Below are 26,120 nucleotides of genomic sequence, written 5' to 3' on the forward strand. Positions count from 1 at the left end.
TGCCCACGTGTTACTCACCCGTCCGCCGCTGACCAAACCAGAGCAAGCCCTGATCCGGTCCGCTCGACTTGCATGTATTAGGCACGCCGCCAGCGTTCGTCCTGAGCCAGGATCAAACTCTCCAAAAAGAAAGTTGATTGGCTTCATTAGCGTCGACACCGAAGGTGTCGAAACGCTCGCGCTTCGTTTCGTTCAGTTTTCAAGGAACAAACTTATCCCTTCGCTTCAGAAATTCACTTTAATCAAAAGCGACTCTTATAATATATCATTTCTTTTTTCTTATGTCAATATGTTTTTTGTTTTTTTACCGCATTGATGCGGCTTTATTAATATAGCACCTCCTTTTTGATGTGTCAACGGTTGATTCAAGATTTTTTAGGTTACTATGAATAGTGCACACGCATTTCGTGCAACCAAAACGAATCTTGTGTTGATTTCTTTCCACGATGACCCGATCACTACACAGGCCAGTTCGGTTCATACAATTAAGATTCACCAGCGCCATGCGGATGCTCGCTTTCAACTTTATAACGAATCGTTTGCTAAACCTGATAAAACACCTATGCCACGAACACCTCTTGTCTCTCTTCCTTTTAGTTCTTTTTCGAATTCCCGTCAAATCTCCCGTGTGAATCACACTTTTGCTTCCAGAACTACTACACTGCGATATCTCGTGTCACTATTTTTTAAAATTAATATTTATTATCAATATTGAGTAAATATAAATGGCTGTGATAGGATTATTACATCAGCGTAATCCAACCAATCAAGCCAGGGGGAATTGCAGATGATTGTCACAAAAGAAGACTCCAAAGAGAACTTAAACCCGTACGAAGTCGCCAAAAAGCAGATTGAAACCGCAGCGGAAAAACTTGGTTTGGAGCCTCATATCGTTGAAATGTTAAAGCGTCCTATGCGTGTCCTGTCCGTGTCCTTTCCTGTGAAGATGGATGACGGTTCCATTCAAATATTTGAAGGCTACCGTTCCCAACACAACGATGCCTTAGGTCCAACTAAAGGCGGAATCCGATTCCATCCGGATATCACACTAGATGAAGTAAAAGCATTATCGATGTGGATGTCGTTTAAATGTGCGGTTGTCGGCCTTCCTTACGGGGGAGGAAAAGGGGGGGTTATTTGTGATCCGCGAACGCTAAGCACCGGGGAGCTCGAACGAGTCAGCCGCGGATTTATTGAGGCAATTTCGCAAATCATCGGTCCGGATAAGGATATCCCCGCTCCTGATGTATATACAAATCCACAAATCATGGGCTGGATGATGGATACATACAGCCGCATGAATCACGCTTTCTCTCCGGGAGTGATCACCGGAAAACCGCTTATTATTGGTGGTTCAAAAGGTAGAAATGAAGCGACGGCACGCGGCTGTGTCATTACCATTCAGGAAGCGATGAAAAAACTCCATCTGCCATTAAAAGGAGCTACGGTTGCGATCCAGGGATTTGGAAATGCAGGACGCATTGCGGCAAAATTGCTCGCTGAACTCGGATGTAAAATTGTGGCTGTCAGCGATTCAACAGGCGCCATCTATGATCCGGACGGATTAAATCTCGCAACAGTCGAACATGTAAAAGATCACCAAACTTTGCTTGACTATGGTGCCCAATACGAAATCGAGCCATCGCAGTTATTAGAACTCGACGTCGATATTTTAGTTCCAGCCGCCTTGGAAAACGCCATTACCGCTGCCAATGCCGATCGTATCCAGGCAAAAATTATAGCGGAAGCGGCAAACGGGCCAACTTCTCCGGAAGCAGACCAAATTTTGTCGGGCAAAGGCATTATGGTCATTCCCGATATCCTTGCTAATGCGGGCGGCGTCACTGTTTCTTATTTTGAGTGGGTACAAAACTTGATGAACTATTATTGGAGCGAAGAAGAAGTTAATCAGAAACTAGCCGATATCATGGTCCGAAGCTTCCACGCAGTTCACGAAACCGCTGAACAGTACGGGACAGATTTGCGTACTGCTGCTTACATCATTTCAATCAAACGAATGGCAGAAGCTATGAAAGCACGCGGTTGGGTATAACCGTTCTTCCATAAAACAAGGCAGCCTTCCAAGAGCCGGTAACACGGCTTTTGGAAGAACTGCCCTTGATTGTGAATGCCTATTCCCGCAAAAAGACGAAGTAACAAATAAAGACGACAAACAACACATACAACAACGGATGCACGTCTTTGCCGCGGCCTTTCAACAGCATCGTGATCGGATAGAAGATGAAACCGACAGCGATGCCGGTGGCAATGCTATAGGAGAGCGGCATCGTGATGAGCGTGAAGAACGCCGGCACCGCCACCTCAAACTTCTTCCAGTCGATTTCGCCGATCGACGAGGCCATTAAGACACCGACGATGATCAAAGCCGGCGCGGTGACCGGTGCGGTGATGACGCTTAACAGCGGCGAGAAAAACAGCGCGAGCAGGAACAAAATCCCCGTCACGACCGCGGAAAACCCGGAACGCCCCCCGGCGGCGACACCGGCCGACGATTCGATGTATGATGTTGTGGTCGATGTGCCGAATACCGCCCCAACCATGACGGCAGTTGCGTCAACGAGCAACGCTTTGCCGGCGCGCGGCAGTTTGTTGTTTTTTAACAATCCGGCTTGGTTGGCAACCGCCAAAAGGGTACCGGTCGCATCGAAAAAGTCGACAATAAAGAACGTCAAGACGACGCCAAGCATTTTCAGCGAGAGAATATCCGGCAAGTGTTCGATGGCGACGCCAAATGTCGGCGAAATATCTGGAATGGCACCGACAATTTGCTTCGGTACTTCAATCAAGCCGAAAATCATACCGACAACAGCCGTAATGACCATGCCGTAAAAGACGCCGCCGTTTACCTTTTTCACCATTAAAATGACGGTGATGAACAAACCGAAAATGGCAAGCAATGTATTACCGTCCTTCAAATCACTCAATCCGACTAATGTGGCATCGTTATTGACAATGATGCCGGCGTTTTGCAGGCCGATGAACGTAATAAACAGCCCGATTCCGGCGCCAACGGCATACTTCAATTCCACAGGGATGGCGTCAATAATTTTTTCACGAATGCCAGTGAGCGATAAAATCGTAAAAATAATACCCGAGACAAACACACCGGCTAACGCCGTTTGCCACGGAATCCCCATGTGCAGCACAACCGTGAAGGCAAAGAAGGCGTTCAGCCCCATCCCCGGCGCCAGGGCGATCGGGTAGCGGGCCAATACCCCCATTAAAATCGACCCATATGCTGCAGCCAAGGCGGTAGCGACAAACACCGCTCCTTGATCAATGCGCAGTTCATCAGGAAAATCTTGAACCGCCCCTAACGACAATGTAAACGGGTTAACGAACAAAATGTACGCCATCGACAAAAACGTCGTCAACCCGGCGATGATCTCTGTCCGGTAGTTCGTACCGAGCTCGTCAAATTGAAAATACTTTCTCACGTCTGTCCCCCCTATATAAAAAGTAAAAACGCTTCTGTCGCTACCAGAAGCGTTGACTAGGAAGGAATAGCGAATATAGAGAGGACATTGACTCCCTACTTCACATTCCTCGTAGTCAAGCTATTTACGGTAGCCTGGTAGAAACTCCCGAGCCGTATCCCCGGGATTATACGACGGAATTCGACATTATTCACAATCCACGGTTATTGTATCAACACCAACAACCATTGTCAAGAAAAAAGACGAACATTTCATCAGAAATGCCCGTCTTTTGTTCGGGTTTATCAATTTATTCCCACTCAATTGTCGCTGGCGGTTTGCTTGTAATATCATAGACGACGCGGTTGACATGCGGCACTTCATTGACGATGCGCGTTGAAATCCGCTCGAGCACATCCCATGGAATACGAGCCCAATCGGCGGTCATCCCGTCGATCGATGTCACCGCACGAATGGCGACCGTATAATCATACGTGCGGGCGTCCCCCATCACTCCGACGCTGCGAATATCGGGGAGAACGGTGAAATATTGCCAAATGTCACGGTCCAACCCCGCTTTTTGAATTTCTTCGCGCAAAATCGCATCCGATTCGCGGACGATTTCGAGCTTTTCTTCCGTCACTTCACCAAGGACGCGAATGCCAAGCCCCGGTCCCGGGAACGGCTGGCGCCAAACGATTTCGTCCGGAATCCCCAATTGCGTGCCGAGGGCGCGCACTTCGTCTTTAAACAACGTATTGAGCGGTTCGATCAGTTCGAATTTCATATCTTCCGGCAAACCGCCGACGTTATGATGCGATTTGATCGTTTGCGCCGTCGCCGTGCCGCTTTCGATAATATCGGTATAAAGCGTGCCTTGCACTAAAAATTCGATGCCTTCGAGCTTGGCCGCTTCGTCATCAAATACATAAATGAACTCGTTGCCGATGATTTTCCGTTTTTGTTCTGGATCAGCGACCCCTTTTAGTTTCGCCAAAAAGCGTTCTTTCGCATCAACTTTAATGACGTTCATCTGGAACTGCTCACGGAATGTTTTCATGACGCTTTCCGCTTCGCCTTTGCGAAGAAGGCCGTGATCGACAAAAATGCAGGTGAGCTGATCGCCGATGGCACGGTGCACCAACACGGCTGCAACCGACGAGTCAACCCCGCCGCTTAAGGCGCACAACACTTTTTTCCCGCCGACTTGCTCACGAATGCGGTGCACTTGTTCGTCAATGAAGTTTTCCATCGTCCAGTCGCCACGGCATCCGCATACGTCAAAAACAAACCGCTTCAACACATCGTTTCCATAAACAGAATGGCGCACTTCCGGATGGAATTGCACCCCATACCATTTTCGCTGTTCATCGCTCATCGCGGCGATCGGACACGAAGCGCTTGTCGCATCAACAGTAAAACCAGGCGGCGGCGCAGTCACTAAATCGCCGTGGCTCATCCAGACGACTTGCTCATCCGGCAGGCCGTGGAAAAGCAGCGAGTTGTTTTTTACTTGAATGAGCGCCTTCCCGTACTCACGGTGCGCCGCTTTTTCCACCTTGCCCTCTAAATGGTGCGCCATGAGCTGCATACCGTAGCAAATCCCAAGAATCGGCAGCCCGAGATCAAAAATCGCCGGATCACATGAAAATGCCTGCTCATCATACACGCTGTTCGGCCCGCCGGAAAAAATGATCCCTTTCGCGTTCAACGCGCGAATGTCGTCGGCGCGAATCGTATGCGGGTGCAGTTCGCTGTAAACGCCAAATTCGCGAATGCGGCGGGTAATCAGTTGGTTATATTGGCTTCCGAAGTCCAACACGACGATCATTTCCTGGTTCATGTTCTCCACCCCGTCCAAAAAATAAGCGCTGCCAGCGCCCAAAAAACACGGATGAAGGCAGAATGGCAGCGTCTTCTGCCTTCATAGTCAGGCCGTTTACGGCGGCCCGGTAGAGACACGCAGGCCATATTCCCGCGCATATATGAAGGGCTTGCGTCCTATTCGTATGCAAATTTGAATTCATTCTATCAACTTGCCGGCAGGCGGTCAAGAGATCGTCTTTTTTATTAAATTTTCCCACAATTGGCGCACCTCAAGACTATCGTCCGCACCATAGCCCACACCGTAAACAACCTGTTCATACCATTTCGTCAGCCGCACCATTTCATCGGTCTCGAATAACCGGTCCACTTGGGCGGCGTATTGACGTAACGTTTCGTGCGGTTTCCGCTTCACCCCGTAATCGTGCAAATGGCGCAGCAACGCAGAATACGCAGGGACGAGCCATTCCGGTCCGCTGCTTTGCCGGCGGCGAAACCGAAAGAGCGTCCAGCGCGGCCACCATCTTCTCCTTGTCGCATAGCCAACCCCTCCAAGCGCGGCCGCCGCCGCCAGCGCAGCCAACCCTGTTTGCCATGACCAAGCGTCTGCCATCTTCTTCCACCAACGTTCCCCCGTTGTCGAAGGCTGCTCAAGCAATTGATCAAGCGGCACCCGCGGCGTTTCCTGTTCTTCCGGTTGCAAAGCCGGCGCCGGCTCTTCCGGATTTGGCGAGGTAAGCGAGAACGAATACGGGTTGACAAACCCTTGCGTCGGCTCGAACGGCACCCAGCCGACGCCTTCAAAATACACCTCCACCCACGAATGTGCGTCATTGTTGCGGATTTCGTAAACGTTTTGCCCGTCCCGTTCCCCAATAAGCCGTCCCGACGTATAGCCTTTCACCCAGCGCGCTGGGATGCCAAGCGAGCGCACGAGCACGACCATAGAAGTCGAGAAGTTGTCGCAATACCCTTGCTTTGTCTCAAACAAAAACTGGTCGACGTAATCTTGATGGGCTCCTGGAACGGCAACGTCCGTCGTTTCGTACGTATACCCGTTCATATGGAAATATTGTTCAATGGCTTTCACTTGATCGTACGCCGTCTCGTTTCCATCAGCAATTTGTTTCGCGAGATCGCGCACCCGCTGCGGAAGCGTATCCGGCAGTTGTGTATAACGTTTCAAAAGGAGTGGATCTTGGACAGGAGGCGCTGCCCGCAACACCTCGATCGGAAAATCCGGTTCCATATACGTGAGCGTATACCGGCGGATCGGAAGGGCATTCGCATTGGCGTCGGTCGTATAAATTTTTTCTGTCGCCAGATGCATCCGGTAGACAATGGCATTGGCCGTTTGCACTCGCTGCAAGCCGAGCGGATAGATAAGATGAAACGCTTGATCATGTCGGGTGATTTCCGCCATCTGCTCGACTGTCTTGACGTTGTCGCTCCACCATTCATACCCGACTGGCGCCCCGTTTTCAAATGAACGGACTTGCTCGCTTCCGGATGCCTCCCATCCCTTTCCAGTATAAATGTCTTTCGTTTCCACTCGCCAATAATGGCGGCGCGCATCTTCCGCCATGAAAACAACTGTATCATCAGCGATAAACGGGCCGCCGAGCCGCGAATCATTTTGCCCATAGCCGATTTTCTTGACCCCAACGGCCGCCGGGACATCGGGATCTTCTCCCGGATTGGCGGCATAGCTGCGGATGAACGCCACCGGATCCGGCCATTGGGGCGGCAGCTTAGGCCCCGCATATCCAAAAGCAACCGCAATGGCAGGAAGGAACAACGCCACTGCCCGCCACTTTCCGGCCGCAAACACCATTCCCCCAGTCCGCAGCCGCTCGCCATGCAGCCAAGCAAACGCCAAAAACCCAATCCCGACAAGACGGACGATCGCCGCGTTGCCGCTATGCGGCGAAAACGTATCAAGCACAGTGACATAGCAGACTGTCGCCGCGTACGGGACAAACCACCATTTTCTCCGCATAACGAACCAATGCCAGGCAAACGACGCCGCCCATAAAAGCGCAAAAAACGCGACTGTGCGCACTAAATCGCTCGGCATGGATGAAGCGTCCGCCTCCAGCCAAACAAGACTATCCCGCCAAAGGCGATGCGGGATCCCCCAGATTGACCGTCCATCAAACCAACCGTCAAGCGCCCACCATATAAAGGCGGTTTTTCCGAAAGCCGACAGCCAGACAGGAAGGCGAAGGGCGTAAAACAGGAAACAAACGGCGACAAACAAAGCGAACGTTTCGATATGTTCTGTGTCTGTCAACGTGCCAAGCGGCCAAAGCCATTCCATAAGCAGCCAGGCGGCAACCATGTTGGGCAGCGCGACGGATATGACCGTAGACGCCAACTGTTTCATTTCTCCTTCCCTCCTTGCCAGACGGTTTGCAAGGTGGGCGGGGCGATGTGCGACACATACACTCCGCTATGGCGCAGCCGATCCGCCTCATTTCGCTCTTCCTCCCCCCACCTGTCACTGACAACGTACAGCACGACACGGCGCTTTGATGCCATTTCGCGCAGCTGCCCGACCCATTCGGCGGATAACGAGGACGTGACCATGATGTATCCAGCCGCTGTCCGGTCGTTGATTTCCTCCATCAAGATGCGGGCGAGAGGCTCGTTCCGGTCATCGTGCGCTTCCGCCAACTTGAGAAGGAGCGACTGCCACTGGTCATTATGGCGGCGCGGCTTTACAAAAGAACGCTCTTTTCCAGCCACAAGCAACCCGACCGGCACTCCGTCATCGATCAACGCCTTTGCCACAGAAGCGGCGAGCGTCACGAGCTCCTCAAACGATCGGGACGGCGCGCCGTCGAGCACTACGATCCAATCGTCGTTGCGCTGCTCATCGAATTCTTTTGTCATCAGCTCCTGCCTGCGCGCCGACGCCTTCCAATGCACCCACGACATTTTATCCCCAGGCACGTACTCACGGGCGCCGGCTGCGACCACCATATCGCGGTGAAGCGGAATGGGCCGCGCCGCTTTTCCGTGCGCAAACCATTCGCGCACCGCCTCAGCCGGCCATTCGATATAGCGTGGGTAAACGATGACGGTGCACGGGGCATGAAATGAAGCCGTTTTGCGGACCCAACCAAACGCATCGTGCACCTCGAGGCGAATCGTATCCAACGAATGACGACCGCGCGGCAAAGAAAGCGACCACGTACAAACGAGGCGGCGGCGCAACGGCCAGGCGATCATTGCCCCTCCGTTCTGCTCCCCTTCAGCCACCACCACGGCCGCCATCGGAATCAGCCATGGCAAATCGATGTGGGCGGTGACAGGAATGCGATCCCCGGCCCAGTAGCGGCGCCCGGCCGGCACCGTCCGCCGGACCGCGGTGCGCTTAAGCGGATATATCGCGATCAAGAGCGCATACAACCCAAACGGCAAAAAACTATAAAACAAAAACCAGCTGACAAACCCACCTTGGAACATAGCGTACGAAAACAAAACCGCCGTCAAGAGCAACAGCCGGGCGAGAGCAGGCCAACAACGCCTGTTCCATGTTCTCTTCATCGTTACCTCCGCCCTTGCACCGGCACTGGCGTGCGGGCAACAAGCTGACTGACGACCATTTCAGCATCAAGCTTGTCCCATTTCGCTTCCGGGCGAATAAGCAGGCGATGAGCCAACACGTAGGGAGCGAGGTGCTGCACATCATCCGGGATGACAAAATCGCGGCCATGAATGCATGCGTACGCTTGCGCCGCCTTCATCAAGGCGACTGACCCGCGCGGGCTGACGCCTAAATAGACCGCTTCATGTGTTCGGCTTTGCTGAATAAGATCGACGATATACCGCTTCACCGTGTCGCTCACATGCACATCCGAAACCTTTTGTTGCAGGGCCAGCAGTTCGTCAAGCGACATCACCGGCCCGATCTCCGAAAGCGGCGCCGCTTTTTCCAACCGGTTTAACATTTCGATTTCCTCGTCGGGAGACGGATAGCCCATGTGCAGCTTCACCAAAAACCGGTCAAGCTGAGCCTCGGGGAGCGGGTACGTTCCTTCATATTCAATCGGATTTTGCGTCGCCATCACTAAAAACGGCTGCGGCAGCGCCCGGGTGACGCCGTCAACGGTCACGCTTCCTTCTTCCATCGCTTCCAGGAGCGCCGATTGCGTCTTCGGCGACGTCCGGTTGATCTCATCGGCAAGCACGATATGGGCGACGATCGGCCCGGGCTTGTACTCAAACCGCTGCGTTTTCGGATTATAAACGGAAACGCCGATCACATCGCTCGGCAACAAGTCCGGCGTAAATTGAATGCGCTTCAGCTCAGCGCTGAACGATTTCGCCAACGCACGCACCAACATCGTCTTGCCGACGCCGGGAACGTCTTCAAGCAGCACATGACCTTTAGCCAATAACGCTGTTAAACTGAGGAGGATGACCTCTCGTTTCCCGACGATAACTTGCTCAATGTTGCGGACAACCTTTTCAAAGGAGGAAAGCAGCGGTTCGTTAATCGCCATGACATCAAACTCCTTTTATCGTAATCAATGAATCTTTTAGAGGTAGACAATATATCGTTTATACTATTAATATAATATCGAATATACGCAACTTTTGGAATCAATTTGCAACAAAGGGGAGGAGAAAAATGGGAAAACCCAAATGGACGATGATCGGTCCGGGGCTGATTGTCGCTGCGACCGGGGTCGGGGCTGGAGACTTGGTGGCCGCCCTTGTCGCCGGAACGAACTACGGCCTTGTCTTTATGTGGGCGATTATCGTCGGTGCAGTGTTCAAATTTGTGTTGAATGAAGGGGTCGGCCGTTGGCATTTGCTCAGCGGCAAAACCATTTTCGAGGGCTGGCAATCGATGGGGAAATGGGCCTCGATTTATTTTGGCGTGTACGCCATCATTTGGGGATTTGTCTATGGGGCGGCCGGCACGTCATCATGCGCCTTGGCGATGTCAGCGATGATCCCGTCCATCCCGCTTTGGGCGTGGGCCGTCATCCACGGAGTAGCCGGCTTTGCGATTACTTGGTCCGGCCGCTTTCAATTGTTTGAGCGAGTTATGAACGTGCTCGTCGGACTCATGTTCATTACCGTTGTCGGCTCAGCTCTTCTTGTCTTGCCGCAACTGGACGATCTTTGGAAAACGGCAGTGCCCGACTTGCCGAAAGGCTCGCTGTTATACGCTCTCGGACTGATCGGCGGTGTCGGCGGTTCGATCACGATGGCATCATACGGTTACTGGCTGCAGGAAAACGGATGGAAAGGCCGCTCCTATGTGTCGCCGATGCGCTATGACTCCGCTATTGCCTATATCGTCACCGCCATCTTTACTTTATCGCTGCTTGTGCTTGGGGCAGCCTTGCTGTACGGCACTGACACGACGATCAGCGGCGAGCAAGGACTTGTCTCGTTCGCCACGATCATGGGCAACGAACTGAATCCGGCTGCCCGTTGGCTCTTTTTGCTCGGCTTTTGGTCGGCGTCATTTACGTCGGTCATCGGCGTTTGGAACGGCGTTTCGTATTTGTTTGCCGATTTTGTCCGCAATGTGCGAAAGAAACCTGTGGGCGCAGAATCGCTCAACCGGACAAAAGCGTTCCGGTTCTACGTCTTTTGGCTCACCTTCCCGCCGATGCTCTTGCATTTCATCGGCAAACCGGTCGGACTCATTATCGTCTATGGAGCGCTCGGCGCGCTGTTTATGCCGTTTTTGGCTGTCACACTTCTTTACTTGCTTAATTCGAAAAAAGCGCTTCCGAACGAAGGACGCAACCATTGGCTGTCGAACGCACTGCTCGCTCTTTGCCTGGCACTGTTTGCCGTATTGTCCATCAATGAACTAATCCGCCTGTTTGCCTAGAAAAAACGCTCATCCCGTTTTTCACGGGATGGGCGTTTTTGGACTAAATCATCTTTTCTGGTCTTACCCATTGCTCGTACTGCTCAACGGTAACATACCCGGTTTTTAATGCCGCTTCCTTGAGCGTCAACCCTTCGCGGTGGGCAAGTTTGGCGATTTCCGCCGCCCGGTCATAGCCGATATGCGGGCTTAACGCCGTCACGAGCATGAGCGAACGCTCCACATACTCCTTCATCTTCGCTTCGTTCACTTTCAGCCCTTGGGCGCACCGCTTATCAAACGAACGAATCGCATCGCCGAGCAGTTGCACCGACTGGATGGCGTTGTAGGCGATGACCGGTTTAAACACATTCAATTGAAAGTTGCCTTGGCTCGCCGCAAAACCGATGGCGGCGTCATTGCCGAACACCTGCACGGCGACCATCGTCATCGCTTCGCTTTGCGTCGGATTCACTTTGCCCGGCATGATCGAGCTTCCTGGTTCATTCGCCGGAATGATGATTTCGCCAAGCCCCGAGCGCGGTCCGCTTGCCAGCCAGCGGATGTCATTGGCGATTTTCATCAAATCGGCGGCGAGCGCCTTCAACGCCCCGTGGACGTACACGATCTCATCATGGCTCGTTAACGCATGGAACTTGTTCGCCGCCGAGCGGAATGGATAACCGGTTTGCGCTTTTAGCTGCTCGGCTACCTGCTCGCCAAATCCCGGCGGCGCATTGATCCCGGTGCCGACCGCCGTACCGCCGATCGCCAAATCAAGCAGCTTCTCACTCGCCTCCATGATCATCGCTTTGCTTTTTCCAAGCATCGTCCGCCACCCGGAAATCTCCTGCCCAAACGTGAGCGGTGTGGCATCTTGCAAGTGGGTGCGCCCGATTTTGATCGTCTTCTCATATTGGCGTGCTTTCTCAGCAAACGTTTCGATCAAGCCGTCAAGCGCTGGCAGAAGGTGCGTTTGAATTTTTGTGTAGATCGCGATATGCATCACTGTCGGAAACGTGTCGTTCGAACTTTGTGACATATTCACATCATCGTTCGGATGGATGCTCCCCTCACCGTCCGCGAGCAGCTCGTTCGCTCTTCTCGCCACCACTTCGTTGACATTCATATTTGTCTGCGTCCCGCTTCCCGTCTGCCAGACGACGAGCGGAAAATGGTCATCCCATCGGCCCGCCAAAATTTCCTCGCACGCGGCGACAATCGCCTGTTGCTTCGCTTCACTCAATTTCCCAACCCGATGGTTGACGACGGCCGCCGCCTTTTTCAGCTCAGCGTAGGCGTAAATGAGTTCCAACGGCATTGTTTCCGTGCCGATGCGAAAGTTTTGCCGGCTTCGCTCCGTCTGCGCACCCCAGTACTTATCGGCCGGCACCCGCACCTCACCGAGCGAATCGCGTTCAATTCGTTCGTTCATCGGATGATCCTCCTTCGAGTAAACGCCTTCATTATGTTGTTATTCCCGTTTTGCCCCATTCAACAAGTCAAAATCGATGAAAAAAGATATTTTAACTGTTATAATAAATCATAAATAAAACAACAAAACAGAAAAGTAATATCATTCCTTTTACCTAAAAAATATTCCATTAAAAAATTTTTGACCCATCATCAAAAAGGGGACTTGCATTTTCAAGACAAATCTTGCACCAATATTTAACAAAATACGATATCCAATAATTCAGTAGGGAAATAGTGATTTTAGTTTCCTCTACTTGGATGTTTTTCTTTTTAAGTATATTTTATGGAATTTAACCCTATTTTTACAAAAAGGGGGCTCTTCACCACAAAGTGTACTTGACAAAGAAAGACGATCATGATAGAGAAAATCAAAACAGCATTTTTCCTTTTTATACCACACATCTCTTTGAGCAACATTGCTATCATGTTTGTCTTTAAAAGTCAAGTACATCTTTTGGTGATGAACCAAAAAGGGATGACTTGCACCAATATGGGTAGACTATACATAAACTAACTCATCGTCCACGCACACGTCCGCTTAAAAACCAAATTAAAAATGATTGTAAATCATCTCTGATCAATACAAATCAAGAACTACTTGTCCGATACAGGTGCCTACACCTAAACCGGCACCTTTATTAATAAACAAACATTCACAAGGAGGAGCATGGTCATGAATATTAGAGAAAGCGAACTTCCGGGAATTGGTTGTAAATTCGAAATTATTACTCGAAACCAAGATAAACTCGTCATCGTGATCCATGATGATGGGAGAAGGGAAATTTATCACTTTGATTCCGACGATTACGATGAAGTGGTCAGCAGTGTCACATTAAGCGACCAAGAGGCGCGGCAAATCGCCGGCATACTCGGGGGAATGGCCTACAAACCAAAGGCGCTTGAGAGCGTTGAATTTGCTTTTGATGATTTAATTATCGAATGGTTTCAGGTGGAGCCAAACGCCCCCGCTGTCAATAAAAAAATCGGTGATCTCGATATAAGAAGCCAATTTGGTGTTACAGTGATTGCCATTAAAAAGAAACACTCCCAAAAATCTCATAATCCTGGACCAGATACAGTGATTGAAGCCGGAGATACATTAGTGATATCTGGAGAAAGGCAACAGATTAAGGAAATTATCAGCAAATTGTTGTCGAATAAGGAGTGATGTAAATAAATGGATCACTTAGTATTGGAAGTGGGAACTGCGCTCGTTTTAATTGCTATCGGAGCCATGATCGCTAACAGGTTGAATTTCTCGATTATCCCCTTTCTCATTATCATCGGTATGATAGTAGGTCCTCATGCCCCCACGATTGGGATCATTGACTTAACCTTTATCGAAAGCAATGAAATCATCCAATTTTTAGGAAGAATCGGGGTGCTATTTTTACTCTTTTATTTAGGTCTCGAGTTTTCTGTAGGCAAGTTGATTAAGTCCGGAAAAAACATTGTGATCGGCGGAAGCTTTTATGTCGCGTTAAACTTCGTTTTAGGGCTGCTTTACGGCCGGATCGTCGGAATGCCTTGGTCAGAAACGCTTATTATTGCCGGACTTCTTAGTGTATCGTCGAGCGCGATTGTAGCAAAAGTTCTCGTCGATTTAAAACGAACCGCCAATCCGGAAACAGAGCTTATTTTAGGAATGATCCTTTTTGACGACATTTTTTTAGCACTATTTTTAACGACAATCTCAGGCTTTTTGCTTTCCGGTTCCACCTCATTTTTGGGAATCAGCTTGTCTGTGTTAACGTCCGTCGGCTACATGTTGCTGTTTTTTGTCGTCGCCCGAAAAGGAGCACCTTTGCTCAATAAATGGCTAAACATTAAATCCGATGAAATATTTATCATCGTCATATTCGCCATTCTGTTTTTTATTGCCGGTTTTTCCGAAACCATTCACGTTGCCGAGGCTATTGGCGCCTTATTGCTCGGGCTTGTCTTTTCAGAAACGGAACATCGCGATCGCATTGAACATTTAGTGATTCCGTTCCGAGACTTTTTTGGAGCCGTCTTTTTCTTTAGCTTCGGATTGAGTATTGACCCTTCCACTTTAATTGATGCGTTTTGGCTCTCCTTAGGGGCTGTCGTCGTGACCTTAATCGCCAATATGGTGGCCGGCATGATAGCCGGGAGAAGAGCAGGTTTATCCCACAAAGCCTCCACAAACATCGGGTTAACGATTACGGCGCGCGGCGAGTTTTCCATTATTGTGGCGAACCTGGGGATTACAGCAGGGTTAAACCCTATACTAACCCCGTTTACAGCCCTTTACGTTCTTATGCTTGCTATATTAGGACCGCTCTTCGCAAGAGAGAGCAAAAGTGTTTATAAATGGCTGAACAAAGTATTCAAATGGGACGAAAAAGCCAAAAATGAAAAGAAAGAAAAGCTAAAAGTTGCAGAAAAAAACTGAACGCTCTCCTACCCGGGCGAACGCTTCAGTGACAAGAAAAAACGCGATTGATTTTCACCGATCACATGGCCAAAAAGGCGGTTCGCTCCGCCTTCTTTTTCGTTGTTCATCTTTCTCCTCTCCTCCCTTAAAATCCGTGACGAGCAACGGCCTATATATTCCCCTCAAACTGTAGATAAATGGCTCTTTCACGAAAGAAAAATATGAATCACATCCAAGCAATAGGAGTTTTGATCCAACATGGATGATTTTCGTGGTCAAAATGCGGCCAAAAGAAAAAGAACACCGGGGAAACCCCCAGTGTTCCAAGGTTTTTTGCGGTAAGATTACATCATGCCGCCCATGTCCGGCATGCTCGGGTTGCCGCCTTTATTTTCCTCCGGTTTGTCAGCCACAACGGCTTCTGTTGTCAGCACCATGGCGGCAACAGATGCAGCGTTTTGCAGCGCCGAACGAGTTACTTTCGTCGGGTCGACGATACCGGCTTCGATCATGTCTACCCACTCGCCCGTTGCCGCATTGAAACCAACACCTGCTTTTTCGTTTTTCAGACGCTCAACAATGATCGAGCCTTCCAAACCAGCGTTTTGCGCGATTTGGCGAACCGGCTCTTCGATCGCCCGCAAGACGATTTTCACACCCGTTGCCTCATCGCCCTCTGCTTGGATGGCCGCGACTTTGTTGTAAACGTTCATCAACGCCGTGCCACCGCCGGCAACAATGCCTTCTTCAACTGCAGCGCGAGTCGAGTTGAGCGCGTCTTCGATGCGCAGTTTGCGTTCTTTCAATTCCGTTTCCGTTGCCGCGCCGACTTTGATCACTGCTACGCCGCCAGCCAATTTCGCCAAGCGTTCTTGCAGTTTTTCGCGGTCGAATTCAGACGTTGTTTCTTCAAGCTGCGCACGAATTTGGTTGACGCGCGCTTTGATGCGTTCAGAATCGCCAGCGCCTTCGACGATCGTCGTCGTTTCTTTCGTCACGACCACTTTCGACGCACGGCCAAGCGACGCAATCGTTGTCGATTTCAGTTCGCGACCGAGCTCTTCGGAGATGACTTCACCGCCTGTTAAAATCGCAATGTCTTCGAGCATCGCTTTACGGCGGTCACCGAAGCCAGGCGCTTTAACGGCTACCGCGTTGAACGTACCGCGCAGTTTGTTGACGACGAGCGTTGCCAATGCTTCGCCTTCGACATCTTCGGCAATGATCAAGAGCGGACGGCCGTGTTGGACGACTTGTTCTAAAATCGGCAACAGTTCTTGGATGCTCGATACTTTTTTGTCCGTAATCAAGATGTACGGATTTTCGAGAACAGCTTCCATTTTTTCCGTATCCGTAATCATGTACGGCGAAACATAGCCGCGGTCGAATTGCATCCCTTCGACAACATCGAGTTCTGTCGTAAAGCCTTTCGATTCTTCGAGCGTGATGACGCCGTCATTGCCGACGCGTTCCATCGCTTCAGCGATCAATTGACCGACTTCCTCATCAGCCGCCGAGATCGCAGCAACTTGAGCAATCGACTCTTTCCCTTTGATCGGTTTGGAGATGGCTTTTAACTCTTCAACAGCAACCGCCACCGCCTTTTCAATCCCGCGGCGGATGCCCATCGGATTCGCGCCGGCTGCTACGTTTTTCAGGCCTTCACGAATCATGGCCTGCGCCAATACGGTAGCAGTTGTCGTCCCGTCCCCAGCGATGTCGTTCGTTTTGCTGGCGACTTCAGCGACTAATTTCGCGCCCATGTTTTCAAACGGATCTTCGAGCTCGATTTCTTTTGCAATGGTTACCCCGTCATTCGTGATGAGCGGAGAACCGAATTTTTTCTCCAATACAACGTTGCGGCCTTTCGGACCCAACGTAACTTTCACCGCATCTGCGAGTTTGTCCACCCCGCGCAACATCGCACGGCGCGCTTCTTCGCTGAACTTAATTTCTTTTGCCATACCCCGTTACCTCCTTATGAATTAGTCGCACTGCATGCCGTAAAAAAGTTAAGTATTCGTGTCATGAATAAAGTTGCGTATTTCGTATGTTTTTCAGAATGTTTATGTGGTAAACGCATATATTAGCCGATGACGGCTAAAATATCGCTTTCACGCAAAATTAAGTATTCTTTGCCGTCGTATTTCACTTCCGTGCCGGCATATTTCGAGAAAATGATCCGGTCGCCGACTTCGACTTCCGGCGCGACACGTTGGCCGTTATCGAGCACGCGGCCTGTGCCGACAGCAACGACGCGGCCTTCTTGCGGCTTTTCTTTCGCCGTATCCGGCAGCACGATGCCGCTGGCCGTTTTTTCTTCGGTTTCCACGATTTCAATGACAATACGATCGCCTAATGGCTTCAACACGGGAAACAACCTCCTTAACGATAGTTTTCACCGTTCTTATTAGCACTCATCACAATCGAGTGCTAACACACTTATAATATTAATGAACTCTTCTCCGTTTTGCAAGTAGGAAATACAAAAAAATAACTGTTTTTCTTTTATACGAGAGGAAAGGAGAAAATGAGCTGAACCGCCCCCTCAGCCCATGCGCCTGTCCGCTCGAACCCGTTTTCATTATTGCACATTTCCGAAACCGATAAACAGCGTCTGCTCATTTTTTTGCCATCACGATCCGCCTCTGATAGGCGCGCTTTTCTTATCATTTCGCGGAACATGTGCTACAATACGGATATATTTGAAATAAAGGGGTAAAGTGATTTGAAACGCCACTACTGGTATGTCATTATCACATATATCGCCATGCAGCTGTCTGCCTTTGTCGGCGTGCCGCTCCTCCGTGCCCTCGGCGTTGGTCAAGGTGCACAAACACGCCTTGAAGCAGCGAAAATCGCCTCCGGGTATTGGGCGGTCATCAGCTTTTTATTGGCTTTTGCCATCATTTTATGGTTGCTCCGCGGCGACCGCGATGAGCGGGCGATGCGGCGTCTGTCGCTTGCTTCGTCATGGATGTGGGCGATCTCGGGCGTCTTTTTGGCGCTCGCATCGCAAAGCATTGCTGCCAATATCGAATGGCGTCTATTGGGCATCGAGCCAGGCTCGGAAAACACACAGCACATCATTGACATCATCCGCCTGACGCCATTGCTCGTCGTCGTCACGTCGATCGTCGGCCCGATTTTAGAGGAGCTCATTTTCCGCAAAATCATTTTTGGCTCGCTTTATGAAAAGTACAACTTTTGGTTTGCGGCACTGGTCAGCTCTCTTCTGTTCGCCATCGTGCACATGGAGCCGGAACATTTGCTTTTGTACACGTCCATGGGGATGGTATTCGCCTTTTTATACGCCAAAACCGGGCGCATTTTCGTGCCAATGTTCGCCCACGTAGCGATGAATACGTTTGTCGTTGTCGTTCAAATTTTGTTGGCTGATGAATTGGAAAACATGATGCGTCAGGCGGAACTGCCGTTGGCTGTTTGGAGGTTTTGGCTATGACGCGCCACCCGCGGCTGTTTTCGCTCCCGTATTTCATCTTGGGCTTCCTGTTTACGTATTTGGCGATTGAAAGCGTCCATGAAACCATTTGGAATGTCACGACGATCGCGTTGGCAGCGTTGGCCGCTTTTGATTTCAGCACTGCCCTTCGCCTGTTCTTCACACCAAGACGATGAAACCCTCCCGTTGGGGAGGGTTTTTGCCTGGCGCCGTATCAACCGTCCTCTCGCTGTTGTCCGTAACGTGAATCAACGCTTTCCTGCTCCGCCGCTAATTGTGCCTTTCGATAGCCAATTTTTGCAATCCATATGCTTCCTTCATACAAAAGCGTCAGTGGAATCATGACGATCACTTGCGACAACACATCTGGCGGTGTAATGGCCGCCGCCAATATCAACAGAGCCAAATACGCATACTTGCGGATGTGAACAAGAAGTTGCGGCGTAATCAATCCTAAACGGGTGAAAAACAACACAACAATCGGCAGCTGAAACACAATGCCAAACGGCAACACGAGCTGGAGCAAAAACTGGAAATATTCGTTAATGCCGATCATCTGTTGAATGCCGAGCCGTTCCGCCAACTGATTCATAAACCGGACGACAAATGGAAACAAGACGAAATACGCAAAACTAACCCCAGCTAAAAATAGAATGATCGACGCCGGAATATAGCTGAGCGTCACCCGCCGCTCTTTTTCATACAGCCCTGGGCTGACAAACGCCCAAATTTGGTACAGCAACACCGGAGCAGACAGCACAGCGGCGATCACAAAGGCAAACTGAAAATATACTTTAATCGGATCGGTGAGACGGAAAGCGTTCATCGTTAGTTGTTTTGCCTCGGCGGTCTGCTGCAAATACACAATAACGTCATTGACAAAGAAGAAACTGGCAATGAGCGCCGCGGCGAAAAAGAGAAGCACGATGATAAGCCGTTTCCGCAGCTCTCCGAGGTGTTCATACACCGACATTTCTTTGTCATTCATCGTTTCCCCATCCTGCCTTGTCACCGGTCGGTTTTGTTTTCCTCGTCATCGGCCAACCCTTTCGTTGCATCTTTAAACTCGCGCAGCGACTGGCCGAACGACCGCCCGAGCTCCGGCAATTTTTTCGCGCCAAACAGCAGCAAAATCACAAGGACAATCAAAATGTATTTCACGCTTTATTCTCTCCTTTATGATGGCGATGGATAATTTTTCAAAAAATAAACGAGCGACTGCAATTCAATGGCCAAATCGATATGGTGGACGCGGATATGCCTCGGTACATTCAAGCGCGCCGGGGTGAAGTTTAAAATGCCTTTAATCCCCCGGGCGACAAGGCGGTCGGTAAGCGCTTGGGCCACCGCGGCCGGCACGGTTAAAATGGCGACCGGAATATCGCCGCCAAGCCGCTCCTCGAGCTCATTGAGATGATAGACTGGCACACCGCCGACTGTCGATCCGACTTTCCGTTCATCGACATCAAACGCCATGACAATTTTTGTGTTGTTATTTTTCGAAAAGTTGTAGTTTAAAAAGGCGGTGCCTAAATTGCCGACTCCGAACAAGGCGACTTCCGTCACTTCATCCTCTTCAAGCGTTTGGCGGAAAAACGACAACAAATAATTCACATTATACCCGTACCCTTTTTTGCCGAGGGCGCCAAAATACGAAAAGTCGCGGCGAATCGTCGCCGGGTCGACTTTCACCGCCTCGCTTAGCTCGGCAGAGGATACACGCTGTTTGCCTGACGCATGCAAGTTCTTCAAAAACCGGTAATACAGCGGCAGCCGTTTCGCGGTTGCCTGCGGAATTTTCGGTTGTTCGTTGCTCATGGTTTCATCCCCCAACTAATCGGTTTTCCGTCGATAATGGCCGGACTTCCCGCCCGTTTTTTCGACCAAATACGTCGGACCGATGATCATCCCTTTATCAATCGCTTTGCACATATCATACACGGTTAACGCACACACCGAGGCGGCCGTCAGCGCTTCCATTTCCACCCCTGTGCTCCCTTTCGTCTTGACCGTCACGGTCATCACAAGTTTATACGCTTCCGCCTCTTTTTCCCAAGCAAAGGCAATATCGACGCCTTTTAACATGAGCGGATGGCACATCGGAATGAGATCGGCCGTTTTTTTCGCCGCCATCACTCCGGCCACTTGGGCCACGGCCAACACGTCCCCTTTCCCGATGGCGTTGTTCGTTATTTTTTCATAAATCTCTTCGCTGACGGTGATGCTCGTTTTTGCCACTGCCACCCGTACCGTGTCTTCCTTGTTGGTAATATCGACCATTTTCGCGCGTCCTTGTTCATTGAAATGAGTAAACGACGACAAGACAATCTCCTCCACTTATAAACTATACACGATTTTTCATTATCTGTCTTTGACCGTTTTGACGACATACGTTAAACTATTCCGAGAGGTGAAACGACATGATGATTTTGCAGGTGCACCAGCTCACGAAATATTTTGGCGCTGACCTTATTTTATCGAATATAAAACTAGAAATACAGTCCCGCGACCGAGTTGCCCTCGTCGGCCGCAACGGCGCAGGAAAATCGACATTGTTAAAAATCATCGCCGGAGAACTTTCTTACGACAGCGGCGAAATCATCAAGCCGAGCCATATCAAAATGGGCTATTTGGCGCAAAGCAGCAGTCTTGACTCGTCACGTTCCATTTGGGACGAGATGCTCGACGTGTTCGCACCGCTTCGGGCGATCGAAGCACAGTTGGCAGAGTTCGGCACCCAACTTGGCGACCCGGATGTGCTCGCCGATCCATCTCGCTACGAAAAAACGCTCAAAGCCTATGACGAACTGCAAGAGCAGTACAAAGAACAAGGGGGCTACCAGTACGAAGCCGACATCCGCTCTGTTTTGCACGGGCTGCAATTTTCGTCATACGATTACAAAACAACGCCCGTTTCCTCGCTAAGCGGCGGACAGCGGACGCGGCTCGCCCTCGGAAAACTTCTATTATCTAAGCCGGATTTGCTGATTTTAGACGAGCCGACCAACCATTTGGATCTTGAAACACTCTCTTGGTTGGAGCAATATTTGCAGGCATACCCTGGCGCCGTCCTGCTCGTTTCCCACGACCGCTACTTTTTGGATAAAGTCGTCACTGAGGTATACGAGCTGTCCAACGCGACACTTAAGCGGTATACGGGCAACTATAGCCGCTATTTGGAACAACGGGCCGAGCAATATGAACAAGAGTTAAAACGATATGAGAAACAGCAAGAACAAATCGCCCGTCTCGAAGACTTCATCCGGCGCAACATCGCCCGCGCCTCGACGACCAAACGAGCGCAAAGCCGACGAAAACAGCTAGAAAAAATGGAACGGCTCGAACGCCCCACTGGAGATGAGAAATCGGCCTCCTTTTCCTTCTCGATCGAACGGCCTAGCGGCCATGAAGTGCTTACCGCCGAAGAACTGACCGTTGGTTACGGCGAGGGAACACCCGTCATCCGTCAAATCAGCTTTCGCATCACGCGTGGAGAAAGCATCGCCTTAGTCGGACCGAACGGCATCGGCAAATCAACATTGCTAAAAGCGGTCGCCCGTCGGCTTCCTGTCCAAGCAGGAAGGCTCCGCTACGGCTCAAACGTCCAAATCGGCTATTATGATCAAAATCAAGCCGATTTATCATCGAATAAACGAGTGCTTGATGAACTATGGGATGCCTACCCGGACAAAACCGAGAAAGAAATCCGCACCGTGCTCGGCAACTTTTTATTTTCCGGCGATGACGTCTTAAAACCGGTCTCGGCGTTAAGCGGCGGGGAAAAGGCGCGCCTGGCGCTCGCCAAACTGATGCTGCAAAAGGCGAACGTTCTTATTTTGGACGAGCCGACCAACCATTTGGATCTCGACAGCAAACAGGTGCTCGAACAAGCGCTCATCGACTATCCAGGTACCATTTTGTTCGTCTCCCACGACCGTTATTTCATTAACCGAATTGCGACGAAGCTGTTCGAGCTATCAAGCGGCGGCCTCACCGAATATTTAGGCGACTACGATTACTACATCGCCAAAAAAGCGGAAATGTGCGAACTGGCGCGCCTCAACGCCCACCCGGACAAAACGCCGGACAGCAGTGAATCGACCAAATCCACTTATGAACAGGAAAAGGAAGAGAAAAAGCGGCAGCGCCAGCGCCAACGCCGTCTGGATGAGATCGAGGCTGAGATCGAGGCGCTTGAGGCGCAAATCGCCGAAGTGGAACAGCAATTATGCGACCCGTCTGTTTATGGCGATTATGAAACCGTGCAGCAGTTGTCGCAACAAAACGAAGAGCGAAAACAACAAGTGGAAAAGTTATTGGCCGAATGGGAACAGCTTTACACTTCACTATAACCCCATCCCCATAGCCCGCCCGTGATCGTGGCGGGCTGTTTTTTTAAGTTAGTCACATTATCCACAAAAAAATCCACAATTCCACCTGTGAAATATAAGTTATTCACCGACTTTTCCACATTATCCACAAACAATCCCTTCCTTTTGCCCAAAACGCACTGTGTATTGCTGCCCTTATGTTTGTAGTATTTTCTCGCCTTTTCCACATTGCCCACATCTTGTGGATAAAAATATACACAACCCCTTTCGATCGAAGACAACCAAAACTTGCTCCCTAAACAAAAAGGGCGGTTCTCTTGCCTACTGCAAGCAACCACCCTTTTGTTCTTTATTTTCAACTACATAAGTGGCAAGCCTGGATTGGCATTGAGTGCTAGGTCGGCTCGCTTGCCTTGTTGATGCATTACCGTTCCGGCCGCGGCGATCATCGCCGCGTTGTCGGTGCATAACGACAACGGCGGGATGACCAGCTCCACATCCGGGAGCTCTTTCATTTTGTCTTGCAGCGCGGACCGCAACCCGCGGTTGGCCGCCACCCCGCCGGCGAGCAGCACTTGCTGCACACCGTACTGTTTCGCCGCCTGCACGGTTTTCGTCACTAGCACATCGATGACGCTCGCTTGAAAGCTCGCTGCCATCTGCTTCGGATCAATCTCCTCACCGCGCTGCTTCGCATTATGAAGCACATTGAGCACGGCGGATTTTAAGCCGCTGAAGCTAAAATCGTACGACCCTTCCTCGAGCCATGCCCGCGGCAAGTCAATCACCGGCTCCCCCTCATGGGCAAGCCGGTCAATGTGCGGCCCCCCTGGGTACGGCAAGTGCAACGCCCGGGCGACCTTGTCATACGCTTCGCCAGCTGCGTCGTCGCGCGTCTCGCCAATGACTTGAAACGCCCCGTGTCCTTCCATGTAAACAAGCTCCGTATGCCCGCCGGAAACGACAAGCGCCAACAGCGGAAATTTCATCTCCGCCACGAGCTGGTTGGCATAAATATGACCGGCAATATGATGCACCCCGATAAGCGGCAAGCCGTGGGCAAACGCGAGCGCCTTGGCAGCGTTCACCCCGACAAGAAGCGCCCCAACCAACCCCGGCCCGGCCGTCACCGCAATGGCATCAAGATCGGAAAACGATACGCCAGCCTGCTGCATCGCCTCCTCAATGACGAGTGTAATTTGTTCGACATGGTGGCGCGAGGCAATTTCCGGCACAACGCCGCCAAACCGCCGATGGCTTTCCATTTGCGATGCGACAACATTCGATAAAATCTCTTTTCCGTTTTTCACCACGGCCGCCGCTGTTTCATCGCAGCTCGTTTCAATCCCTAATACATGCACGTTTTCATTCATCTCAGTTTCACCCACATCACTAGCGCATCTTCAAAATTATCCGGATAATACCGTTTGCGGATGCCGCCATTGCGAAACCCGAGCTTTCGGTACAACGACTGGGCGACATGGTTCGAGACGCGCACTTCCAACGTCATCGTCGCCGCCCCATGCTGCCTGGCTGTTTCCATCAGGCGGCGCATAAGCGCTTCGCCGAGCTTTTGTCCGCGAAACTGCGGCAGCACGGCGACGTTCGTCACATGCGCTTCATCAATCACGAGCCACATCCCCGCATACCCGATGATCCGTCCGCGATACACCATGACAATATATTTGGCATAACGGTTGTACATCAGTTCGTTGTAAAAAGATTCCCGGCTCCACGGCGCGGTAAACGACGCCCGTTCAATTTGCACGACCTCATCGATATCATGAACGGTCATCAGCCGGAATTGTACATCGATCCCCATCGTCCCCGTCCCCTTTTTGTCTCGCAAGCCATTTCGCTTCGGCTTCCGCAAGGCGGATATAGTTTGGCACAAACGTATGCGGATTCTCATGTTCTTTCTCTTTTCCAAGCATGACGAGCTCACCTGGCCGCGGCAATGTTAACGGCGGCGGCGCGAGGAAAGCCCGCCCGCCTAAGCGGCTCCGAAACAGTTCACCATATACCGGCGCATCCGTCCCGATGAACAAGACATCCTCTTCCCGCCTGCGTAAATGATCGGCCCACTTGTCCGCCGCTACAATCCGGTCCGCTTCGAGGCAACGGAGGGCTCCGTTCTCGTACCGGTACAACCCAGTGTAAATCTGCCCGCGCCGCGCGTCAAACAGAGGAACGATCACGCCGGGAAAATAACGGCCATTAGCGGCAAGCACCTCTAAACTCGATACACCGGCTATCGGGATGCCGAGCGACCAAGCAAGTGTTTTCGCAATAGTCACACCGATCCGCACCCCAGTATAAGATCCGGGACCCTTGGCGACAACGATTAAATCGAGCTCATTGGGCGCCATCCCGCATTGCCGAAGCAACGATTCAATAGCCGGCATCGCCCGGGCGGAATGATCCTTTTTTACACTCGTCACAAGTTCCCCCTTAATGGCATCCCCATCCGCCACAGCAATGCCAAGCGGCATATTTGATGTATCAATCCCTAATATTTTCATGACGCAAAAATCTCCTTGCATAGCTGTTCATAGCGCCGCCCTAACGGCTCAAACACAAGTCTCCGTTCATCGCCGCCATAGCGAAACAAAGAAACAGTCAGCCGCTCCTCAGGCAGCTGGCCCGCAATCAAATGGGCCCACTCGACGACTGTAACACCGTCGCCATTGAAATATTCGTCAAACCCAAGATCCTCCCATTCGTCTTCAAGACGATATACATCCATATGGTAAAGCGGCAGCCGTCCATCATACTGCTTGATGATCGTGAATGTCGGACTGTTGACGTTTTGCGTAATGCCCAGCCCTTCGGCAAGCCCTTTCGTAAACGTCGTTTTCCCTGCTCCTAAATCACCTTCTAACGCGATGACCATCCCTGGACGAAGCCGTTCTGCAAGCCGGCGGGCAACCGCTTTCGTCTCTTCCGGAGAATGCACGGTAAGTTCAAACTGCTTCATGGCGTTCCACCTTATCCCATTTTATCATCTTTACTCTCGCTTTTGAAATTTTACCATAAGGAACCACCACGTTGCCACTGACGATGCCAAAAAACCGGCTAATGCAAAGCAAAAGGACTGCCCTGTTGAGGCCGCTGGGCCTCCTGGGCAGTCCTACGATAAATATCCGTCCAAAAAAGAAAAAAGGGAATTAGGCGTGTTGCTACTCCCTGGTGAATGAGATTGCCTAGCAGCGACCTACTCTTGCAGGGGCGCTGGCCCCAACTACCATCGGCGCTGGAGGGCTTAACTTCCGTGTTCGGGATGGGAACGGGTGTTTCCCCTCCGCTATCACCACTAGGCCATATGAGGTTGTCAGGAATTCGTTCCCTG

General features: G+C 50.9%; 24 protein-coding genes, 2 rRNA genes and 2 riboswitches. Of the genes, 7 read left to right on the forward strand and 19 right to left on the reverse strand.

What is annotated here, in order from left to right; genetic code table 11:
- Positions 1-128: ribosomal RNA gene (locus tag ACTVDO_RS16225) — 16S ribosomal RNA — on the reverse strand; the annotation flags it as partial.
- A 659-nt stretch (positions 129-787) separates the two neighbouring features.
- Here ACTVDO_RS16225 and ACTVDO_RS16230 point away from each other — a divergent pair.
- Complete coding sequence (locus ACTVDO_RS16230) at positions 788-2,053, forward strand: Glu/Leu/Phe/Val family dehydrogenase (RefSeq protein WP_020958481.1); 1,266 nt, start codon at positions 788-790, stop codon at positions 2,051-2,053.
- A gap of 79 nt (positions 2,054-2,132) precedes the next feature.
- On the opposite strand, the gene ACTVDO_RS16235 is transcribed toward ACTVDO_RS16230, so the two are convergent.
- From ACTVDO_RS16235 to ACTVDO_RS16255, 5 genes are all read right to left on the reverse strand, one after another.
- Complete coding sequence (locus tag ACTVDO_RS16235; protein WP_020958480.1) at positions 2,133-3,458, reverse strand: NCS2 family permease; 1,326 nt, start codon at positions 3,456-3,458, stop codon at positions 2,133-2,135.
- Between the two features lie 92 nt (positions 3,459-3,550).
- Positions 3,551-3,652: riboswitch (purine riboswitch) on the reverse strand.
- 95 nt (positions 3,653-3,747) lie between these two features.
- A complete protein-coding gene (guaA, locus tag ACTVDO_RS16240; RefSeq protein ID WP_020958479.1) occupies positions 3,748-5,280 on the reverse strand; it encodes a glutamine-hydrolyzing GMP synthase in 1,533 nt (510 codons plus the stop codon).
- A gap of 64 nt (positions 5,281-5,344) precedes the next feature.
- Positions 5,345-5,446, reverse strand: a riboswitch (purine riboswitch).
- Between the two features lie 41 nt (positions 5,447-5,487).
- The gene (locus ACTVDO_RS16245; RefSeq protein WP_020958478.1) at positions 5,488-7,647 is read right to left on the reverse strand and encodes a transglutaminase TgpA family protein; all 2,160 of its coding nucleotides are present in this window, start codon (positions 7,645-7,647) and stop codon (positions 5,488-5,490) included.
- Positions 7,644-8,813: a DUF58 domain-containing protein gene (locus ACTVDO_RS16250; protein ID WP_023817431.1), complete on the reverse strand. Its 1,170-nt coding sequence runs from the start codon at positions 8,811-8,813 to the stop codon at positions 7,644-7,646. The genes ACTVDO_RS16245 and ACTVDO_RS16250 overlap by 4 nt, the downstream gene beginning before the upstream one ends.
- Before the next feature lie 2 nt (positions 8,814-8,815).
- Positions 8,816-9,772 carry an AAA family ATPase gene (locus tag ACTVDO_RS16255; RefSeq protein WP_020958476.1) on the reverse strand — a complete coding sequence of 319 codons (957 nt, stop codon included), beginning with the start codon at positions 9,770-9,772 and terminating at the stop codon, positions 8,816-8,818.
- Between the two features lie 128 nt (positions 9,773-9,900).
- On the opposite strand from ACTVDO_RS16255, the gene ACTVDO_RS16260 reads away from it, so the two are divergent.
- Complete coding sequence (locus tag ACTVDO_RS16260; RefSeq protein WP_020958475.1) at positions 9,901-11,124, forward strand: Nramp family divalent metal transporter; 1,224 nt, start codon at positions 9,901-9,903, stop codon at positions 11,122-11,124.
- A gap of 43 nt (positions 11,125-11,167) precedes the next feature.
- Here ACTVDO_RS16260 and fumC read toward each other — a convergent pair whose 3' ends face one another.
- Positions 11,168-12,538 carry a class II fumarate hydratase gene (gene fumC / locus ACTVDO_RS16265; RefSeq protein ID WP_020958474.1) on the reverse strand — a complete coding sequence of 457 codons (1,371 nt, stop codon included), beginning with the start codon at positions 12,536-12,538 and terminating at the stop codon, positions 11,168-11,170.
- Between the two features lie 714 nt (positions 12,539-13,252).
- On the opposite strand from fumC, the gene ACTVDO_RS16270 reads away from it, so the two are divergent.
- Together ACTVDO_RS16270 and ACTVDO_RS16275 are read left to right on the forward strand one after the other, a co-directional pair.
- Positions 13,253-13,747, forward strand: coding sequence for a cation:proton antiporter regulatory subunit (locus ACTVDO_RS16270; protein ID WP_020958473.1), 495 nt, complete (start codon positions 13,253-13,255; stop codon positions 13,745-13,747).
- Between the two features lie 9 nt (positions 13,748-13,756).
- A complete protein-coding gene (locus ACTVDO_RS16275) occupies positions 13,757-14,995 on the forward strand; it encodes a cation:proton antiporter (protein WP_020958472.1) in 1,239 nt (412 codons plus the stop codon).
- Between the two features lie 326 nt (positions 14,996-15,321).
- Here the strand turns inward: ACTVDO_RS16275 and groL are convergent, their stop codons facing one another.
- Both groL and groES read right to left on the reverse strand, forming a co-directional pair.
- Complete coding sequence (gene groL / locus ACTVDO_RS16280) at positions 15,322-16,941, reverse strand: chaperonin GroEL (RefSeq protein WP_020958470.1); 1,620 nt, start codon at positions 16,939-16,941, stop codon at positions 15,322-15,324.
- Positions 16,942-17,063: 122 nt separating this feature from the next.
- Positions 17,064-17,348: a co-chaperone GroES gene (groES, locus tag ACTVDO_RS16285; RefSeq protein WP_020958469.1), complete on the reverse strand. Its 285-nt coding sequence runs from the start codon at positions 17,346-17,348 to the stop codon at positions 17,064-17,066.
- Positions 17,349-17,705: 357 nt separating this feature from the next.
- Between groES and ACTVDO_RS16290 the strand changes: the two genes are divergently transcribed.
- Complete coding sequence (locus tag ACTVDO_RS16290; RefSeq protein ID WP_020958468.1) at positions 17,706-18,440, forward strand: CPBP family intramembrane glutamic endopeptidase; 735 nt, start codon at positions 17,706-17,708, stop codon at positions 18,438-18,440.
- Positions 18,437-18,616 (forward strand): YdiK family protein, encoded by a 180-nt coding sequence (locus tag ACTVDO_RS16295; protein WP_020958467.1) that lies wholly within the window; start codon positions 18,437-18,439, stop codon positions 18,614-18,616. The genes ACTVDO_RS16290 and ACTVDO_RS16295 overlap by 4 nt, the downstream gene beginning before the upstream one ends.
- A gap of 38 nt (positions 18,617-18,654) precedes the next feature.
- On the opposite strand, the gene tatC is transcribed toward ACTVDO_RS16295, so the two are convergent.
- The 4 genes from tatC to moaC are packed head-to-tail and all read right to left on the reverse strand — an operon-like array spanning position 18,655 to position 20,762.
- Positions 18,655-19,428, reverse strand: a complete 774-nt coding sequence (gene tatC, locus ACTVDO_RS16300) for a twin-arginine translocase subunit TatC (protein ID WP_442901874.1) — start codon at positions 19,426-19,428, stop codon at positions 18,655-18,657.
- 20 nt (positions 19,429-19,448) lie between these two features.
- Positions 19,449-19,601, reverse strand: coding sequence for a twin-arginine translocase TatA/TatE family subunit (gene tatA, locus ACTVDO_RS16305; RefSeq protein WP_020958465.1), 153 nt, complete (start codon positions 19,599-19,601; stop codon positions 19,449-19,451).
- Positions 19,602-19,616: 15 nt separating this feature from the next.
- Positions 19,617-20,258: a redox-sensing transcriptional repressor Rex gene (locus ACTVDO_RS16310; RefSeq protein ID WP_023817429.1), complete on the reverse strand. Its 642-nt coding sequence runs from the start codon at positions 20,256-20,258 to the stop codon at positions 19,617-19,619.
- A 15-nt stretch (positions 20,259-20,273) separates the two neighbouring features.
- Positions 20,274-20,762 (reverse strand): cyclic pyranopterin monophosphate synthase MoaC, encoded by a 489-nt coding sequence (gene moaC, locus ACTVDO_RS16315; RefSeq protein ID WP_020958463.1) that lies wholly within the window; start codon positions 20,760-20,762, stop codon positions 20,274-20,276.
- A gap of 98 nt (positions 20,763-20,860) precedes the next feature.
- Here moaC and ACTVDO_RS16320 point away from each other — a divergent pair, with 98 nt between their 5' ends.
- A complete protein-coding gene (locus ACTVDO_RS16320; RefSeq protein WP_442901875.1) occupies positions 20,861-22,792 on the forward strand; it encodes an ABC-F family ATP-binding cassette domain-containing protein in 1,932 nt (643 codons plus the stop codon).
- On the opposite strand, the gene ACTVDO_RS16325 is transcribed toward ACTVDO_RS16320, so the two are convergent.
- From ACTVDO_RS16325 to rrf, 6 genes are all read right to left on the reverse strand, one after another.
- On the reverse strand, positions 22,777-23,052 hold the full coding sequence (locus tag ACTVDO_RS16325) for a hypothetical protein (RefSeq protein ID WP_442901876.1): 276 nt from the start codon (positions 23,050-23,052) through the stop codon (positions 22,777-22,779). The genes ACTVDO_RS16320 and ACTVDO_RS16325 overlap by 16 nt on opposite strands.
- 78 nt (positions 23,053-23,130) lie before the next feature.
- Positions 23,131-24,144, reverse strand: a complete 1,014-nt coding sequence (gene tsaD, locus ACTVDO_RS16330) for a tRNA (adenosine(37)-N6)-threonylcarbamoyltransferase complex transferase subunit TsaD (RefSeq protein WP_442901877.1) — start codon at positions 24,142-24,144, stop codon at positions 23,131-23,133.
- Complete coding sequence (rimI, locus tag ACTVDO_RS16335; RefSeq protein ID WP_020958459.1) at positions 24,141-24,593, reverse strand: ribosomal protein S18-alanine N-acetyltransferase; 453 nt, start codon at positions 24,591-24,593, stop codon at positions 24,141-24,143. Before rimI ends, tsaD begins: the two co-directional genes overlap by 4 nt.
- The gene (gene tsaB / locus ACTVDO_RS16340; protein ID WP_020958458.1) at positions 24,553-25,293 is read right to left on the reverse strand and encodes a tRNA (adenosine(37)-N6)-threonylcarbamoyltransferase complex dimerization subunit type 1 TsaB; all 741 of its coding nucleotides are present in this window, start codon (positions 25,291-25,293) and stop codon (positions 24,553-24,555) included. The genes rimI and tsaB overlap by 41 nt, the downstream gene beginning before the upstream one ends.
- Positions 25,290-25,748 carry a tRNA (adenosine(37)-N6)-threonylcarbamoyltransferase complex ATPase subunit type 1 TsaE gene (gene tsaE / locus ACTVDO_RS16345; RefSeq protein ID WP_020958457.1) on the reverse strand — a complete coding sequence of 153 codons (459 nt, stop codon included), beginning with the start codon at positions 25,746-25,748 and terminating at the stop codon, positions 25,290-25,292. The genes tsaB and tsaE overlap by 4 nt, the downstream gene beginning before the upstream one ends.
- Positions 25,749-25,972: 224 nt before the next feature.
- Positions 25,973-26,089: ribosomal RNA gene (gene rrf, locus ACTVDO_RS16350) — 5S ribosomal RNA — on the reverse strand.
- Between the last annotated feature and the right edge of the window lie 31 nt (positions 26,090-26,120).

The sequence above is a fragment of the Geobacillus sp. BK01 genome (assembly GCF_052220245.1).
Lineage (GTDB): Bacteria > Bacillota > Bacilli > Bacillales > Anoxybacillaceae > Geobacillus.

Bases quoted from the DNA above. Each gene is read 5' to 3' on its own strand.
- ACTVDO_RS16230 (WP_020958481.1), top strand. From the start codon at position 788: ATGATTGTCACAAAAGAAGACTCCAAAGAGAACTTAAACCCGTACGAA.
- guaA (WP_020958479.1), bottom strand. From the start codon at position 5,280: ATGAACCAGGAAATGATCGTCGTGTTGGACTTCGGAAGCCAATATAAC.
- ACTVDO_RS16245 (WP_020958478.1), bottom strand. From the start codon at position 7,647: ATGAAACAGTTGGCGTCTACGGTCATATCCGTCGCGCTGCCCAACATG.
- ACTVDO_RS16250 (WP_023817431.1), bottom strand. From the start codon at position 8,813: ATGAAGAGAACATGGAACAGGCGTTGTTGGCCTGCTCTCGCCCGGCTG.
- ACTVDO_RS16255 (WP_020958476.1), bottom strand. From the start codon at position 9,772: ATGGCGATTAACGAACCGCTGCTTTCCTCCTTTGAAAAGGTTGTCCGC.
- ACTVDO_RS16260 (WP_020958475.1), top strand. From the start codon at position 9,901: ATGGGAAAACCCAAATGGACGATGATCGGTCCGGGGCTGATTGTCGCT.
- fumC (WP_020958474.1), bottom strand. From the start codon at position 12,538: ATGAACGAACGAATTGAACGCGATTCGCTCGGTGAGGTGCGGGTGCCG.
- ACTVDO_RS16270 (WP_020958473.1), top strand. From the start codon at position 13,253: ATGAATATTAGAGAAAGCGAACTTCCGGGAATTGGTTGTAAATTCGAA.
- ACTVDO_RS16275 (WP_020958472.1), top strand. From the start codon at position 13,757: ATGGATCACTTAGTATTGGAAGTGGGAACTGCGCTCGTTTTAATTGCT.
- groL (WP_020958470.1), bottom strand. From the start codon at position 16,941: ATGGCAAAAGAAATTAAGTTCAGCGAAGAAGCGCGCCGTGCGATGTTG.
- ACTVDO_RS16295 (WP_020958467.1), top strand. From the start codon at position 18,437: ATGACGCGCCACCCGCGGCTGTTTTCGCTCCCGTATTTCATCTTGGGC.
- tatC (WP_442901874.1), bottom strand. From the start codon at position 19,428: ATGAATGACAAAGAAATGTCGGTGTATGAACACCTCGGAGAGCTGCGG.
- ACTVDO_RS16310 (WP_023817429.1), bottom strand. From the start codon at position 20,258: ATGAGCAACGAACAACCGAAAATTCCGCAGGCAACCGCGAAACGGCTG.
- ACTVDO_RS16320 (WP_442901875.1), top strand. From the start codon at position 20,861: ATGATGATTTTGCAGGTGCACCAGCTCACGAAATATTTTGGCGCTGAC.
- tsaD (WP_442901877.1), bottom strand. From the start codon at position 24,144: ATGAATGAAAACGTGCATGTATTAGGGATTGAAACGAGCTGCGATGAA.
- rimI (WP_020958459.1), bottom strand. From the start codon at position 24,593: ATGGGGATCGATGTACAATTCCGGCTGATGACCGTTCATGATATCGAT.
- tsaB (WP_020958458.1), bottom strand. From the start codon at position 25,293: ATGAAAATATTAGGGATTGATACATCAAATATGCCGCTTGGCATTGCT.
- tsaE (WP_020958457.1), bottom strand. From the start codon at position 25,748: ATGAAGCAGTTTGAACTTACCGTGCATTCTCCGGAAGAGACGAAAGCG.